The following is a 14,012-nucleotide window of genomic DNA, read 5'->3' as shown; positions in this document are numbered from 1 at the left end:
CACGGAGATGGTGATGCCGGGCGACAACATCGCCATGGAAGTGCACCTGATCGTGCCGATCGCGATGGAAGAGAAGCTGCGCTTCGCCATCCGCGAAGGCGGTCGCACCGTCGGCGCCGGCGTCGTCGCCAGCATCATCGCTTGAACAGCGTTTTCGTGAGGGCGCAGGCCCTGCCGGGCCTTCGCCCTTTCACGTCACGAGGAAGATAAGACCATGAACGGTCAGAACATCCGGATCCGCCTCAAGGCGTTCGACCATCGCATTCTCGACGCTTCGACGCGCGAGATCGTGTCGACCGCCAAGAGGACGGGCGCCCAGGTCCGCGGCCCCATTCCGCTGCCCACGCTCATCGAGAAGTTCACGGTCAACCGCTCGCCCCACATCGACAAGAAGTCGCGCGAGCAGTTCGAAATGCGGACCCACAAGCGGGTTCTCGACATCGTCGACCCGACCCCGCAGACGGTCGACGCCCTCATGAAGCTCGATCTCGCCGCCGGCGTCGACGTCGAAATCAAGCTCTGATCCGATTTTAGCCGGGTCCTCTGCCGCCAGCGTTTTGGCTGGATGAGTATGACCCCAAGGGAAGGTATGCACCGATGCGTTCCGGTGTGATTGCACAGAAAGTCGGGATGACCCGCATCTTCACCGATGCCGGCGAACATATCCCGGTCACCGTGCTGAAGCTCGATAACTGCCAGGTCGTCGCTCACCGCACGATCGAGAAGAACGGCTACGTCGCCGTGCAGCTCGGCACGGGCACGGCCAAGGTCAAGAATGTCTCGAAGGCTGAGCGCGGGCACTTCGCCGTCGCCAAGGTCGAGCCCAAGCGCAAGGTCGTGGAATTCCGCGTCACCGATGACGCGCTGATCCCGGTCGGCGCCGAGCTGACGGCCGACCACTTCGTCGTCGGCCAGTTCGTCGACGTCAGCGGCACGACGCTCGGCAAGGGCTTCGCCGGCGGCATGAAGCGCTGGAACTTCGGCGGTCTGCGCGCCACCCACGGCGTCTCGGTCTCGCACCGCTCGATCGGTTCGACCGGCGGTCGTCAGGACCCCGGCAAGACCTTCAAGAACAAGAAGATGCCCGGCCATCTCGGTGCCGAGCGCGTCACCACGCAGAACCTGCGCGTCGTCCAGACGGATGTCGAGCGTGGCCTGATCCTGGTCGAGGGCGCCGTTCCCGGTCATGCCGGCGGCTGGATCCATGTTCGCGACGCGATCAAGCGCGCTCTGCCCAAGGATGCTCCGCTTCCGGGCAAGTTCAAGCTGAATGGCGGCGATGCGCCGGCTCCCGCAGCCGAGACGGTTGAGGAGAACGCGTGATGAAGCTCGATATCACCACCCTCGAAGGTGGCTCGGCCGGCTCGGTCGAGCTTTCGGATGCGATCTTCGGCCTCGAGCCGCGCGCCGACATTCTGGCCCGCATGGTGCGCTATCAGCTCGCCAAGCGCCGCGCCGGCACGCACAAGTCGAAGGGCCGGTCGGAAGTCGACCGCACCCGCAAGAAGATCTACAAGCAGAAGGGCACCGGTGGCGCCCGTCACGGCGCGGCGTCCGCTCCGCAGTTCCGCGGCGGCGGCAAGGCCTTCGGCCCGATCGTTCGCGACCATGCCCACGACCTGCCCAAGAAGGTCCGTGCGCTGGCTCTGCGTCACGCGCTCTCGGCCAAGGCCAAGGATGGCGGCATCATCATTCTCGATGACGCCAAGCTCTCCGAGCCGAAGACCAAGCTGCTGCTCGGCCATTTCGGCAAGATGGAGCTGTCCAGCGCGCTCGTGATCGGCGGTGCCGAGATCGACGTGAATTTCGGCCTGGCGGCGCGTTCGATCCCGAATGTCGACGTCCTGCCGATCCAGGGCATCAACGTTTATGACATCCTGCGTCGCGACAAGCTCGTCCTGACGCGCGCGGCTGTCGATGCGCTGGAGGCGCGCTTCACATGAGCCAGGCCAAAACCATGGACCCGCGCCATTACGACGTCATTCGTGGGCCGGTGATCACCGAAAAGGCGACGATGCTCTCCGAGCACAACAAGGTCGTCTTCAAGGTCGCCAAGACGGCGACGAAGCCGCAGATCAAGGCGGCGATCGAGAAGCTCTTCGACGTCAAGGTGAAAAGCGTCAACACGCTCGTCACCGAGGGCAAGATGAAGGTCTTCCGGGGCCGTCTCGGCCAGCGCGCCGACGTCAAGAAGGCGGTCGTGACCCTCGAGGAAGGTCACTCCATCGACGTGACCACGGGCCTGTAAGGAAGGATCGCAAACATGGCTTTGAAGCATTTCAAGCCGGTCACGCCGAGCCTTCGCCAGCTCGTGATCGTCGACCGCAGCGAGCTCTACAAGGGCAAGCCGCTGAAGGTGCTGACGGAGGGCAAGTCGTCCTCCGGCGGCCGCAACAATCTCGGCCGCATCACCGTCCGCTTCCGCGGCGGTGGACACAAGCGGACGCTGCGCCTGATCGACTTCAAGCGTCGCGGCAAGGACGGCATCCCCGCCGTCGTCGAGCGGCTGGAGTATGATCCCAACCGCACGGCGTTCATCGCGCTGATCAAGTACAGCGACGGCGAGCAGGCCTATATCCTGGCCCCGCAGCGCCTCGCCGTCGGCGACAGCGTCGTGTCCGGCCCGTCGGTCGACGTGAAGCCCGGCAATGCGGCCCCGATGGGCTCGCTGCCGATCGGCACGATCGTCCACAATGTCGAGCTGAAGATCGGCAAGGGTGGTCAGCTGGCCCGTTCGGCCGGCAACTACGCTCAGATCGTCGGTCGCGACCAGGGCTACGTCATCGTCCGCCTGAACTCGGGCGAGCAGCGCCTGATCAGCGGCCTGTGCTATGCCACCGTGGGCGCGGTCTCGAACCCCGACCACATGAACCGGAACGACGGCAAGGCGGGTCGCTCGCGCTGGCTCGGCCGTCGCCCGCATAACCGCGGTGTCTCGATGAACCCGGTCGACCATCCCCATGGCGGCGGCGAAGGCCGCACCTCGGGTGGCCGTCATCCGGTCACGCCCTGGGGTCTCCCGACCAAGGGCAAGAAGACCCGCTCGAACAAGCGGACCGATACGTTCATCGTGTCGAGCCGTCACGCCCGCAAGAAGAAGAACTGAGGTCCGTCATGGCGCGTTCGCTTTGGAAAGGTCCGTTCGTCGACGGATACCTTCTGAAAAAGGCCGAGGTCGCCCGTTCGGCGGCCCGGTCCGAGGTCATCAAGATCTGGAGCCGTCGCTCCACGATCCTTCCGCAGTTCGTCGGTCTGACGTTCGGCGTCTACAACGGCCACAAGCATGTGCCGGTGAACGTGTCCGAGGAAATGGTGGGCCACAAGTTCGGCGAGTTCTCGCCGACGCGCACCTTCCACGGCCATGCCGCCGACAAGAAGGCGAAGAGGAAGTAAGCCATGGGTAAAGCATCCGCCCCCCGTGCGCTGCCCGAGAACGAAGCCGTCGCGGTCGCCCGCAACCTTCGCGTCTCGCCGCAGAAGCTCAACCTCGTCGCCCAGCTGATCCGGGGCAAGAAGGTCGCTACGGCGCTCGCCGACCTCGAGTTCTCGCGCAAGCGGATCTCGCTGGACGTCCGCAAGTGCCTGCAGAGCGCGATCGCCAACGCCGAGAACAATCATGATCTCGATGTCGACGATCTCGTCGTGGCCCAGGCCTTCGTCGGCAAGGCGCTCGTGATGAAGCGCTTCCATGCCCGCGCTCGCGGTCGTGGCGCCCGCATCCTGAAGCCGTTCGCCAACATCACGATCGTGGTGCGCGAAGTCCAGGCTGCGAAGGCCTGAGGAGAGAACGATGGGTCAGAAAATCAATCCGATCGGGCTTCGCCTCGGCATCAACCGGACCTGGGATTCCCGCTGGTTCGCGCAGAAGGGCGAGTACGGCAAGCTTCTGCATGAGGACATGGCGATCCGCGCCTCCCTCATGAAGATGCTGAAGCAGGCCGCGATCTCCAAGATCATCATCGAGCGCCCGCACAAGAAGTGCCGCGTCACCATTCACTCGGCGCGTCCGGGCGTGGTGATCGGCAAGAAGGGCGCCGATATCGAGAAGCTGCGCAAGTCAGTGATGAAGCTCACCAAGGCCGACGTGACGATCAACATCGTCGAGGTGCGCAAGCCCGAGATCGACGCCACGCTGGTCGCCGACTCGATCGCGCAGCAGCTCGTGCGCCGCGTCGCCTTCCGTCGCGCCATGAAGCGCGCCGTGCAGTCGGCGATGCGTCTGGGCGCCGAGGGCATCCGCATCAACTGCTCGGGCCGTCTCGGCGGCGCGGAAATCGCGCGCCTCGAATGGTATCGCGAGGGGCGGGTTCCGCTGCACACGCTGCGCGCCGATGTGGATTATGGTGTCGGCACCGCCTTCACCACCTACGGCACGTGCGGCATCAAGGTCTGGATCTTCAAGGGCGAGATCCTCGAACACGACCCGATGGCCCAGGACAAGCGCATGGCAGACGAGGGCGGCCGTTCCGGCGGTGGCCATCGTCGCGAGCATGCATAAGGCTGATCGAGAAGAGCCATGTTGCAACCTAAGAAGACGAAATTCCGCAAGCAGTTCAAGGGACGCATCTCCGGCGTCGCCAAGGGCGGCACGGATTTGAACTTCGGCCAGTTCGGCCTCAAGGCGCAGGAGCCGGAGCGGGTCACCGCCCGGCAGATCGAGGCGGCCCGCCGCGCGATCACCCGTGCCATGAAGCGTGCCGGCCGGGTCTGGATCCGGATCTTCCCGGACGTGCCGGTGTCGAAGAAGCCGACCGAAGTCCGCATGGGCAAGGGCAAGGGCGCGCCTGAATTCTGGGCAGCCAAGGTCAAGCCGGGCCGGATCATGTTCGAGATCGACGGCGTGCCGGAAGAGACCGCCCGCGAGGCGATGCGCCTGGGCGCCGCCAAGCTGCCGATCAAGACGCGCTTCATCCAGCGCATCGCCGAGTAAGAAGGGAGGACGAGATGAAAGCTTCGCAACGCCTGTCCGACCTGAAGGCCATGAGCACCGACCTGCTCCAGGACGAACTGCTCAAGCTGAAGAAGGAGCAGTTCAACCTGCGCTTCCAGAAGGCCACCGGCCAGCTCGAGAACACCGCCCGGGTGACCGAGGTCCGCAAGGACATCGCCCGCATCAAGACGCTGCAGCGGTCGAAGACCGTGGCGGCGAGCGCCTGAGGAGTTAGACAATGCCGAAGCGCGTGCTGCAGGGCGTCGTCGTCAGCGACAAGCAGAACAAAACTGTTGTGGTCAAGGTCGAGCGGCGCTATACGCACCCTCTCCTCAAGAAGACGGTTCGCCGCACCAAAAACTATCACGCCCATGATGAGGCGGAGGTGGCCAAGGTCGGAGATCAGGTCTGGATCGAGGAGTCCAAGCCGATTTCCAAGCTGAAAAGCTGGGTTGTGCTCGACAACGCTCCCAAGGCGTAGGTCAACGCGGCTGCCGCTGCCCGAATCACATCGGGAAGCGGCGCGGCGGAATAGGTAGTCGGGCATGTTTCGCCGCAAGGGTGGGCTCCACTTTTGCGGATCGTGCTTTGTTTTGAGGCCAGGGGGCGATCGACCCCCGTCAGTCGTAGTCCCGGAGGCGCTGGTGCATCCGGGAAACCGCGCTGATACACACTGGAAGGATCAAGGCCATGATCCAGGTGCAGACCAATCTCGAGGTCGCGGATAACTCCGGCGCCCGTCGCGTGATGTGCATCAAGGTTCTCGGCGGGTCGAAGCGGCGCTATGCGCGCATCGGCGACATCATCGTTGTTTCGATCAAGGAAGCCATCCCGCGCGGTCGCGTGAAGAAGGGCGACGTCATGAAGGCGGTCGTCGTTCGCACCGCCAAGGACGTCAAGCGCCCGGACGGCTCCGTGATCCGGTTCGACCGCAACGCGGCCGTTCTGATCAACAACCAGAAAGAGCCCGTCGGCACCCGCATCTTCGGACCGGTCCCGCGCGAGCTGCGCGCGAAGAACCACATGAAGATCATCTCGCTTGCGCCTGAGGTGCTGTGATGGCTGCGAAGATCAAGAAGGGCGACAAGGTCGTCGTGCTGGCCGGCCGAGACAAGGGCAAGGCCGGCGAAGTGCTCCAGGTCATGCCGAAGGATGCGCGCGCCGTGGTGCGTGGCGTCAACCTCGTCAAAAAGCACACCAAGGCATCGGCTCAGTCCGAGGGCGGCATCATCTCCAAGGAAGCCACCATCGACCTGTCGAATCTCGCCGTGGCCGATCCCAAGGACGGCAAGCCGACCCGCGTCGGCTTCAAGGTTCTGGACGATGGCCGCAAGGTCCGTTTCGCCAAGCGTTCGGGGGATCTGATCGATGGCTGAGAATCAGCAGGCGGCTCTCACGCCGCGCATGAAGAAGCATTACGAGGACGTCGTCCGTCCGGCGATGATCGCCGAGTTCGGCTACAAGAACGCCATGGAAGTGCCGACCATCGAGAAGGTCGTCATCAACATGGGCGTTGGCGAAGCGACCGCCGACCGCAAGAAGGTCGACAACGCCGCCGGCGACCTCGCCCTGATCGCCGGCCAGAAGCCGGTCATCACCAAGTCCCGCCTCGCGATCGCCGGCTTCAAGCTGCGCGAGAACATGGCGGTGGGCTGCAAGGTCACGCTGCGCAAGACCAAGATGTTCGAGTTCGTCGACCGGCTCGTCACCATCGCCCTCCCGCGCGTGCGTGACTTCCGCGGCCTGAACCCGAAGTCGTTCGACGGGCGCGGCAATTTCGCGCTCGGGATCAAGGAGCACATCGTGTTCCCCGAGATCAACTACGACAAGGTCGACCAGGTCTGGGGCATGGACGTGATTGTCTGCACGACTGCGAAGTCGGACGACGAGGCACGCGCCCTGCTCAAGCACTTCAACTTCCCGTTCCGGCAGTGAACTCAAGCGTTCATACGCGGAAACCAGGAGAGATCGATGGCTAAGAAGAGCTCCGTCGAGAACAACAACCGCCGCAAGGAACTGGTGAAGAAGTTCGCCGGCCGCCGCGCCCGGTTGCTTGAGATCGCCAATGACGACAGCCAGTCCATGGACGAGCGTTTCCTCGCTCGCCTGAAGCTGGCGGAACTGCCGCGCAACTCGGCTCCGAACCGTGTGCGCAATCGCTGCGAGGTGACGGGCCGTCCGCGCGCCTTCTATCGCAAGCTGAAGATGTCGCGCGTTGCGCTGCGCGAGCTCGGCAACAAGGGGCTGGTTCCCGGCCTCGTCAAGTCGAGCTGGTGAGGAGGACGCATCATGGCGATCATTGATCCGCTCGGCGATATGCTGACCCGCATCCGCAATGCGCAGATGCGGCGCAAGTCCCGCGTTTCGACGCCGGGCTCGAAGCTGCGGGCCCGCGTGCTCGACGTGCTTCAGGCCGAGGGCTACATCCGCGGCTACACCCAGACCGAGTTCGGCAACGGCCGGACCGAGTTCGACATCGAGCTGAAGTACCACGAGGGGCAGCCGGTCATCCGGTCGATCTCGCGCGTGTCGAAGCCCGGCCGCCGCGTCTATTCTTCGGTGGAGACGATGCCCCGCGTGGCCGACGGCCTTGGCGTGACCATCATCTCGACCCCGAAGGGTGTGATGCCCGATCATCTTGCCCGCGAGCAGAACGTGGGCGGCGAAGTGCTTTGCAAGGTCTTCTGACCTTTCGCGCCGCTCGTTTTCAGGAGAAATCCAATGTCTCGTATCGGTAAGAAGCCTGTTCCGGTTCCCGCTGGCGTCACCGCCAACGTCGCCGGCCAGCTCGTCAAGATCAAGGGCGCGAAGGGGGAACTCTCCTTCACGGTTCCCGACGACGTTTCGGTCGCCATGGAGGATGGCGCGATCGCGGTTCAGCCGCGTTCGCAGAGCAAGCGTGCGCGCTCGCTCTGGGGCACCTCGCGCGCCCGCATCGCCAATCTCGTCGTCGGCACGACCGCCGGCTTCGAGAAGAAGCTCGAGATCAACGGCGTCGGCTACAAGGCCGCCGTCACCGGCAAGGTGCTCAAGCTGTCGCTCGGCTACAGCCACGACATCGACTATCCGATCCCGGAAGGGGTCGCGATCGTGACGCCGAAGCCGACCGAAATCGTCATCACCGGCATCGACAAGCAGGTGGTCGGCCAGACCGCCGCCGAGATCCGCGACTATCGCGGCCCCGAGCCCTATAAGGGCAAGGGCGTCAAGTACGCCGGCGAATTCATCTTCCGCAAGGAAGGGAAGAAGAAGTAAGGGCCATGAGCAAGCAGACCGAGAACACTGCGCGCCGCAAGGCCCGCGTCCGCCGCGCGATCAAGGCCGTCGCCAATGGCCGCGCCCGTCTGTCGGTGCATCGCACCGGCAAGCAGATCTATGCCCAGGTCATCGACGACGTGAAGGGGGTCACCCTCGCGTCCGCTTCGAGCCTGGACAAGGACATCCGCAGCGACATCAAGTCGGGCGCGAATGTCGAGGCCGCGGCCACGATCGGCAAGCTCATCGCCGAGCGTGCGGTCAAGGCCGGCGTGAAGGATGTGGTCTTCGACCGCGGCTCCTACATGTATCACGGCCGCGTCAAGGCGCTGGCCGATGCGGCCCGCGAGGGCGGCCTGAACTTCTGAGTTCGGATTCCCGGCGCCCGACCACGCTTTGCGGCGTGGCGGGGCGCCGGGCCTTCATTTTCTGAGACGTCGTTCCACCAGGAACGCTCGAGCGAGCGGTGCGGCCTGTTCCGCCACCGCGCAAGTAAGAGGAAAGACAATGGCGAGAGAGCCTCGTGACCGCGATCGCGAAGAGCGCGATTCGGAATTCGTGGACCGGCTGGTCCACATCAACCGCGTCGCCAAGGTGGTGAAGGGCGGGCGTCGCTTCGGCTTCGCCGCGCTCGTCGTCGTCGGCGACCAGAAGGGCCGCGTCGGCTTCGGCCACGGCAAGGCCCGTGAAGTGCCCGAGGCCATCCGCAAGGCGACGGAAGCCGCCAAGCGCGGCCTGGTCCGCATCCCGCTGCGCGAGGGTCGCACGCTCCATCACGACGTCCAGGGCCGTCACGGCGCCGGCAAGGTCGTGCTGCGCGCCGCTCCGGCAGGTACCGGCATCATCGCCGGCGGCCCGATGCGCGCCGTCTTCGAGGCGGTCGGCATGCAGGACGTGGTGTCGAAGTCGCTCGGCTCCTCGAACCCCTACAACCTCGTCCGCGCGACCTTCGACGCGCTGAAGAACGAGGACAGCCCGCGTGGCGTCGCCGCGCGCCGCAACCTCAAGGTTTCCGCCCTGCAGACGCGTCGCCGCGATGCGGGTGCCGACGCCGCCGCTGAAGCGTGAGGGGGCGACCATGGCAAAGTCCGACACCAAGACCGTCGTCGTCGAGCAGATCGGTAGCCCGATCCGCCGCGAGGCGTCGCAGCGCCAGACCCTGATCGGTCTCGGCCTCAACAAGATCCGCCGTCAGTCGACCCTGGTCGACACGCCGGCCGTGCGGGGCATGATCGACAAGGTCAGGCACCTCGTGCGCGTCGTCGATGCGAAGTGAGGGAGATCGTTCGATGAAACTCAACGAGATCCGTGACAACGAAGGCGCGCACAAGTCGCGCATCCGCGTCGGCCGTGGCATCGGCTCGGGCAAGGGCAAGACCGGTGGTCGTGGCGTCAAGGGCCAGAAGGCCCGTGCCGGCGTCGCCGTGAAGGGCTTCGAGGGCGGCCAGATGCCGCTCTATCGTCGCCTGCCCAAGCGTGGCTTCACCAACCTGTTCGCCAGGGAGCTGAACGAGGTCAACCTCGGTCGCATCCAGCAGGCGGTGGAAGCCGGCAAGCTCGACGCCAAGGGCGCCGTCACCGTCGAGGCGCTGGTCGCCGCGGGCGTGATCACGCACCAGGCCAAGGACGGCGTGAAGATCCTCGGCGTCGGCGAACTCAAGACGAAGCTCGCCTTCGAAGTCGCTGGCGCGTCGAAATCGGCCGTCGCCGCGATCGAGAAGGCTGGCGGTTCGATCAAGATCCTGGCTGCCGCTTCACAGGCGTGAGCCGAGCGCTTACATGACGACTCGCGAACGGCGGCCGGGCCAGAAGCCCTGGCCGCCGTTCGACTGTTTGACCGGGCGCAATCCATCGTGCCCATGGATCTGAAGACCAAGGACCGAACGCATGGCATCGGCAGCTGAACAGCTGGCTTCAAACCTGAACTTCGGCGCGTTTGCGAAGGCGGACGAGCTGAAGAAGCGGATCTGGTTCACGCTCGGCGCGCTGATCATCTACCGGATCGGCACGTATATCCCGCTGCCGGGCATGAATCCCGATGCGGTCGCCGATCTGTTCCGGCAGACGCAGACCGGCGTGCTGGGCCTGTTCAACATGTTTTCGGGCGGCGCGGTCGGCCGTCTCGCCATCTTCGCGCTGGCGATCATGCCGTATATCTCGGCCTCGATCATCATCCAGTTGCTCTCCAGCGTCGTCCCGACCTTCGAGGCGCTGAAGAAGGAGGGCGAGCAGGGCCGCAAGGTCCTCAACCAGTACACGCGCTATCTCACCCTCGTGCTCGCGGTGTTCCAGGCCTACGGCATCGGCGTCGGCCTGCAGGGGTCGGGCAATCTCGTGCTGGAGCCGGGCCCGTTCTTCCTGCTCTCGACCACGATCACGCTCGTGGGCGGCACGATGTTCCTGCTCTGGCTGGGCGAGCAGATCACCAGCCGCGGCATCGGCAACGGCACCTCGATGATCATCTTCGCCGGTATCATCGCGGAGTTCCCGTCTCAGCTCGCGCAGACGCTCGAACTCGGCCGCCAGGGCGCGATTTCCACTGGCCTGCTGCTGCTGATCCTGGTGATGGCGATCTGCGTCATCGCCTTCTGCGTGTTCATGGAGCGGGCCCAGCGCCGGCTGCTGATCAACTATCCCAAGCGCCAGGTCGGCAACCGGATGTATGAGGGCCAGACCTCGTTCCTGCCGCTGAAGCTCAACACGGCCGGCGTCATCCCGCCGATCTTCGCATCCTCGCTGCTGCTGCTCCCGACGACGATCGCCAGCTTCTCGCAGGCGGCCGGCGGCACGGGCTTCATGGCGACGATGGCGACCTATCTCGCCCATGGCCGGCCGCTGTTCATGATCCTCTATGCGGCGCTGATCATCTTCTTCTGCTTCTTCTACACCGCGATCGTCTTCAACCCGACGGAGACGGCGGACAACCTGAAGAAGCATGGCGGCTTCATGCCGGGCATCCGCCCGGGCGAGCGTACGGCCGAGCATATCGACCGGGTGCTGACACGCGTCACCGTGCTCGGCGCCGGCTATTTGACTATCGTCTGCCTTATCCCCGAGTTCATGATCACCTATGCCCAGATACCGATCATCCTCCTGGGCGGCACCTCGCTGCTCATCGTGGTGACGACGACGATGGATACCGTGGCGCAAGTCCACGGGCATCTGCTGGCCCATCAGTATGAGGGGCTGGTCAAGAAGGCCAAGCTGCGAGGAGCGAAACGCTGATGCGACTGATCTTCCTGGGGCCGCCGGGGGCGGGCAAGGGCACTCAGGCTGCGCGCATCGTCGCGAAGCACGGCATTCCGCAACTGTCGACGGGTGACATGCTGCGCGCCGCGGTCGCCGCCGGAACGCCGGTCGGTGTCAAGGCGAAGGCGGTCATGGATGCGGGCGGGCTCGTTTCGGACGAGATCGTCATCGGCATCGTCGCCGACCGTATCGAGGAGGCGGACGCCAAGAAGGGCTTCATCCTCGACGGCTTCCCGCGCACCCTGGCCCAGGCCGAGGCGCTCGACGCGATGCTCGCCTCGAAGGGGCTGAAGCTCGACACGGTGCTGGAGCTGAAGGTCGACCAGAGCAAGCTGGTCGACCGGATCGTCAAGCGCGCCGAAGAGGCTAAGGCCGCCGGGGAGCCGGTCCGCAAGGACGACGACCCGGAGGTCTTCAAGACTCGGCTCGAGGCCTATAACCGCGACACGGCGGTCGTTTCGCCCTATTACGCGAAGCGCGGCCAGGTGATCGAGATCGACGGCATGCAGCCGATCGACGAGGTCACGGCGGCGATCGAGACGGCGCTGGCTCGGGGTTGAGGCGGGCGTTCTCGCCGCTGGCATGAATCTTGGCTGCGTCGGGTTGACTCGGCGCCGCCGAGCGACTAACGACCCGAATTCCGGTTTCATGACAGCGATGCCGTTACCTTCGCGAGAAGGGGCGACGTCGCATTCGTGCATGGAACGGGTTCAACGCTTCGCAGGGGCCGGCCTCCACCGGCGCGAGGCATCTTTAAACCGCCAGCGCGCCACTGGGCGTTTGCCGGCCGACATGGAGAGATCGTCATGGCACGTATTGCCGGCGTCAACATTCCGACCAACAAGCGCGTCGTCATCGGCCTGCAGTACATCCACGGCATCGGCGCGGCCAAGGCCCAGGAAATCTGCGACAAGGTCGGCATCGTCGCCGAGCGCCGCGTCAACCAGCTGACCGACGCCGAGGTTCTGCAGATCCGCGAGACGATCGACCGCGACTATCTCGTCGAGGGCGATCTGCGCCGCGAAGTCTCGATGAACATCAAGCGCCTGATGGATCTCGGCTGCTATCGCGGCCTGCGCCACCGCCGCTCGCTGCCGGTCCGCGGCCAGCGCACCCACACCAACGCCCGCACCCGCAAGGGCAAGGCGAAGCCGATCGCCGGCAAGAAGAAGTGATCTCGGCGGGCCGGGTGACCGGCTCGCTGCTTTGCGCCGCCTGACCCCTCGGGGCGGGCGGCATCCCCAGCGCCTGGCATCACGGGCGCGCCTGAAGGACAAGAGAAAAGACTATGGCCAAGGAAGCCCAGCGCGTTCGCCGCCGCGAACGCAAGAACATCGTCTCCGGCGTCGCCCATGTGAACGCCTCGTTCAACAACACCATGATCACCATCACCGACGCGCAGGGCAACACGATCTCGTGGTCGTCGGCCGGCACGATGGGCTTCAAGGGCTCGCGCAAGTCGACTCCCTACGCCGCGCAGGTCGCCGCCGAGGACGCCGCCCGCAAGGCCGCCGAGCATGGCATGCGCACCCTCGAGGTCGAGGTCACCGGTCCGGGTTCGGGCCGTGAGTCGGCCCTTCGCGCGCTGCAGGCCGCCGGCTTCACCGTGACCTCGATCCGCGACGTGACGCCGATCCCGCATAACGGCTGCCGTCCGCGCAAGCGCCGTCGCGTCTGACGCGCGTGCTTCGAGGCGCCCGCACCGGCGGGCGCCTGTCCGGGGCGGCCCGCCGCCGCCATTGAATTCAAGCACCAGGAGTGCGGTCGTGATCAGCAAGAACTGGCAGGATCTGTCAAAGCCCAACAAGCTCGAAATCAAGGTCGGCGACGATCCGAAGCGTCAGGCCACCGTCATCGCGCGTCCGCTGGAGCGCGGCTTCGGCATGACGCTCGGCAACGCGCTGCGTCGCGTGCTGCTCTCCTCGCTGCAGGGCGCGGCCGTCACCGCCGTCCAGATCGACGGCGTGCTGCACGAGTTCTCCTCGATCCCGGGCGTGCGTGAGGACGTCACCGACATCGTCCTCAACATCAAGGCGATCGCGGTCAAGATGCAGGGCGAGGGCCCCAAGCGCATGACCCTGCGCAAGACCGGCCCGGGCACCGTCACCGCTGGCGACATCAACACCGTCGGCGACGTCTCGATCCTGAACCCCGACCTCGTGCTCTGCACGCTGGACGAGGGCTCCGAGATCCGCATGGAGTTCACGGTCAACACCGGCAAGGGCTATGTCCCCTCCGAGCAGAACCGGCCCGAGGACGCGCCGATCGGCCTGATCCCGGTCGACAGCCTGTACTCGCCGGTCAAGAAGGTCTCCTACCGCGTCGAAAACACGCGCGAGGGCCAGAACCTCGACCGCGACATGCTGACCCTGAACATCGAGACCAACGGCTCGGTGACGCCCGAGGACGCGCTGGCGCTGGCCGCCCGCATCCTGCAGGACCAGCTCGCCGTGTTCATCACCTTCGAGGAGCCGCGCAAGGAAGAGGCCGTCTCGACCGCGCCGCAGCTGCCCTTCAACCCGGCGCTGCTCAAGAAGGTCGACGAGCTCGAGCTTTCGGTGCGTTCGGCGAACTGCCT

General features: G+C 65.3%; 27 protein-coding genes. All 27 read left to right on the top strand.

What is annotated here, in order from left to right; all coding sequences use genetic code 11:
* Positions 1-145: EF-Tu C-terminal domain-related protein (locus tag Q8M82_RS18290; protein ID WP_465247922.1), on the top strand; the 145-nt coding region annotated here is incomplete at its 5' end.
* A 69-nt stretch (positions 146-214) separates the two neighbouring features.
* The gene (rpsJ, locus tag Q8M82_RS18285) at positions 215-523 is read left to right on the top strand and encodes a 30S ribosomal protein S10 (RefSeq protein WP_043237115.1); all 309 of its coding nucleotides are present in this window, start codon (positions 215-217) and stop codon (positions 521-523) included.
* Positions 524-597: 74 nt separating this feature from the next.
* Positions 598-1,323: a 50S ribosomal protein L3 gene (gene rplC, locus Q8M82_RS18280; RefSeq protein WP_305692727.1), complete on the top strand. Its 726-nt coding sequence runs from the start codon at positions 598-600 to the stop codon at positions 1,321-1,323.
* A complete protein-coding gene (gene rplD / locus Q8M82_RS18275; protein ID WP_305692726.1) occupies positions 1,323-1,943 on the top strand; it encodes a 50S ribosomal protein L4 in 621 nt (206 codons plus the stop codon). The genes rplC and rplD overlap by 1 nt, the downstream gene beginning before the upstream one ends.
* On the top strand, positions 1,940-2,248 hold the full coding sequence (locus Q8M82_RS18270) for a 50S ribosomal protein L23 (protein ID WP_056714531.1): 309 nt from the start codon (positions 1,940-1,942) through the stop codon (positions 2,246-2,248). Before rplD ends, Q8M82_RS18270 begins: the two co-directional genes overlap by 4 nt.
* A 15-nt stretch (positions 2,249-2,263) precedes the next feature.
* Positions 2,264-3,106 carry a 50S ribosomal protein L2 gene (gene rplB / locus Q8M82_RS18265; protein ID WP_305692725.1) on the top strand — a complete coding sequence of 281 codons (843 nt, stop codon included), beginning with the start codon at positions 2,264-2,266 and terminating at the stop codon, positions 3,104-3,106.
* 8 nt (positions 3,107-3,114) lie between these two features.
* Entirely contained in the window at positions 3,115-3,393 is a 279-nt protein-coding gene (rpsS, locus tag Q8M82_RS18260; RefSeq protein WP_054144265.1) for a 30S ribosomal protein S19, read from the top strand.
* A 3-nt stretch (positions 3,394-3,396) separates the two neighbouring features.
* On the top strand, positions 3,397-3,780 hold the full coding sequence (rplV, locus tag Q8M82_RS18255) for a 50S ribosomal protein L22 (protein WP_305692724.1): 384 nt from the start codon (positions 3,397-3,399) through the stop codon (positions 3,778-3,780).
* Positions 3,781-3,790: 10 nt separating this feature from the next.
* Complete coding sequence (gene rpsC, locus Q8M82_RS18250) at positions 3,791-4,498, top strand: 30S ribosomal protein S3 (protein ID WP_305692723.1); 708 nt, start codon at positions 3,791-3,793, stop codon at positions 4,496-4,498.
* Between the two features lie 18 nt (positions 4,499-4,516).
* Positions 4,517-4,930 carry a 50S ribosomal protein L16 gene (gene rplP, locus Q8M82_RS18245; protein WP_069055533.1) on the top strand — a complete coding sequence of 138 codons (414 nt, stop codon included), beginning with the start codon at positions 4,517-4,519 and terminating at the stop codon, positions 4,928-4,930.
* Between the two features lie 14 nt (positions 4,931-4,944).
* The gene (gene rpmC, locus Q8M82_RS18240; RefSeq protein WP_069055532.1) at positions 4,945-5,157 is read left to right on the top strand and encodes a 50S ribosomal protein L29; all 213 of its coding nucleotides are present in this window, start codon (positions 4,945-4,947) and stop codon (positions 5,155-5,157) included.
* Positions 5,158-5,168: 11 nt separating this feature from the next.
* Positions 5,169-5,411 carry a 30S ribosomal protein S17 gene (rpsQ, locus tag Q8M82_RS18235; protein WP_066722393.1) on the top strand — a complete coding sequence of 81 codons (243 nt, stop codon included), beginning with the start codon at positions 5,169-5,171 and terminating at the stop codon, positions 5,409-5,411.
* Positions 5,412-5,620: 209 nt separating this feature from the next.
* Positions 5,621-5,989 carry a 50S ribosomal protein L14 gene (rplN, locus tag Q8M82_RS18230; protein ID WP_066480057.1) on the top strand — a complete coding sequence of 123 codons (369 nt, stop codon included), beginning with the start codon at positions 5,621-5,623 and terminating at the stop codon, positions 5,987-5,989.
* Entirely contained in the window at positions 5,989-6,306 is a 318-nt protein-coding gene (gene rplX / locus Q8M82_RS18225; protein WP_069055531.1) for a 50S ribosomal protein L24, read from the top strand. The genes rplN and rplX overlap by 1 nt, the downstream gene beginning before the upstream one ends.
* Positions 6,299-6,865, top strand: a complete 567-nt coding sequence (rplE, locus tag Q8M82_RS18220) for a 50S ribosomal protein L5 (RefSeq protein WP_056799015.1) — start codon at positions 6,299-6,301, stop codon at positions 6,863-6,865. The genes rplX and rplE overlap by 8 nt, the downstream gene beginning before the upstream one ends.
* 36 nt (positions 6,866-6,901) lie before the next feature.
* Positions 6,902-7,207 (top strand): 30S ribosomal protein S14, encoded by a 306-nt coding sequence (gene rpsN, locus Q8M82_RS18215; RefSeq protein WP_192641094.1) that lies wholly within the window; start codon positions 6,902-6,904, stop codon positions 7,205-7,207.
* A 12-nt stretch (positions 7,208-7,219) separates the two neighbouring features.
* Positions 7,220-7,618, top strand: coding sequence for a 30S ribosomal protein S8 (gene rpsH / locus Q8M82_RS18210; protein ID WP_066480047.1), 399 nt, complete (start codon positions 7,220-7,222; stop codon positions 7,616-7,618).
* A gap of 33 nt (positions 7,619-7,651) precedes the next feature.
* The gene (rplF, locus tag Q8M82_RS18205) at positions 7,652-8,185 is read left to right on the top strand and encodes a 50S ribosomal protein L6 (protein ID WP_305692722.1); all 534 of its coding nucleotides are present in this window, start codon (positions 7,652-7,654) and stop codon (positions 8,183-8,185) included.
* Positions 8,186-8,190: 5 nt separating this feature from the next.
* Complete coding sequence (gene rplR, locus Q8M82_RS18200) at positions 8,191-8,553, top strand: 50S ribosomal protein L18 (RefSeq protein WP_305692721.1); 363 nt, start codon at positions 8,191-8,193, stop codon at positions 8,551-8,553.
* A 139-nt stretch (positions 8,554-8,692) separates the two neighbouring features.
* A complete protein-coding gene (gene rpsE, locus Q8M82_RS18195; RefSeq protein WP_066722386.1) occupies positions 8,693-9,253 on the top strand; it encodes a 30S ribosomal protein S5 in 561 nt (186 codons plus the stop codon).
* A gap of 10 nt (positions 9,254-9,263) precedes the next feature.
* On the top strand, positions 9,264-9,461 hold the full coding sequence (gene rpmD, locus Q8M82_RS18190) for a 50S ribosomal protein L30 (protein WP_066722419.1): 198 nt from the start codon (positions 9,264-9,266) through the stop codon (positions 9,459-9,461).
* A gap of 13 nt (positions 9,462-9,474) precedes the next feature.
* Positions 9,475-9,951 (top strand): 50S ribosomal protein L15, encoded by a 477-nt coding sequence (gene rplO, locus Q8M82_RS18185; protein WP_305692720.1) that lies wholly within the window; start codon positions 9,475-9,477, stop codon positions 9,949-9,951.
* Positions 9,952-10,072: 121 nt separating this feature from the next.
* Positions 10,073-11,410, top strand: coding sequence for a preprotein translocase subunit SecY (gene secY, locus Q8M82_RS18180; RefSeq protein ID WP_305692719.1), 1,338 nt, complete (start codon positions 10,073-10,075; stop codon positions 11,408-11,410).
* On the top strand, positions 11,410-11,994 hold the full coding sequence (locus tag Q8M82_RS18175; protein WP_305692718.1) for an adenylate kinase: 585 nt from the start codon (positions 11,410-11,412) through the stop codon (positions 11,992-11,994). The genes secY and Q8M82_RS18175 overlap by 1 nt, the downstream gene beginning before the upstream one ends.
* A 246-nt stretch (positions 11,995-12,240) precedes the next feature.
* Positions 12,241-12,609 (top strand): 30S ribosomal protein S13, encoded by a 369-nt coding sequence (rpsM, locus tag Q8M82_RS18170; RefSeq protein ID WP_066722374.1) that lies wholly within the window; start codon positions 12,241-12,243, stop codon positions 12,607-12,609.
* Between the two features lie 113 nt (positions 12,610-12,722).
* Entirely contained in the window at positions 12,723-13,112 is a 390-nt protein-coding gene (gene rpsK, locus Q8M82_RS18165; protein ID WP_043237079.1) for a 30S ribosomal protein S11, read from the top strand.
* Positions 13,113-13,200: 88 nt separating this feature from the next.
* Positions 13,201-14,012: DNA-directed RNA polymerase subunit alpha (locus Q8M82_RS18160; protein ID WP_305692717.1), on the top strand; the 812-nt coding region annotated here is incomplete at its 3' end.

The organism is Allobosea sp. (assembly GCF_030694325.1).
Lineage (GTDB): Bacteria > Pseudomonadota > Alphaproteobacteria > Rhizobiales > Beijerinckiaceae > Allobosea.
This window is presented reverse-complemented; position numbering and strand designations above follow the sequence as displayed.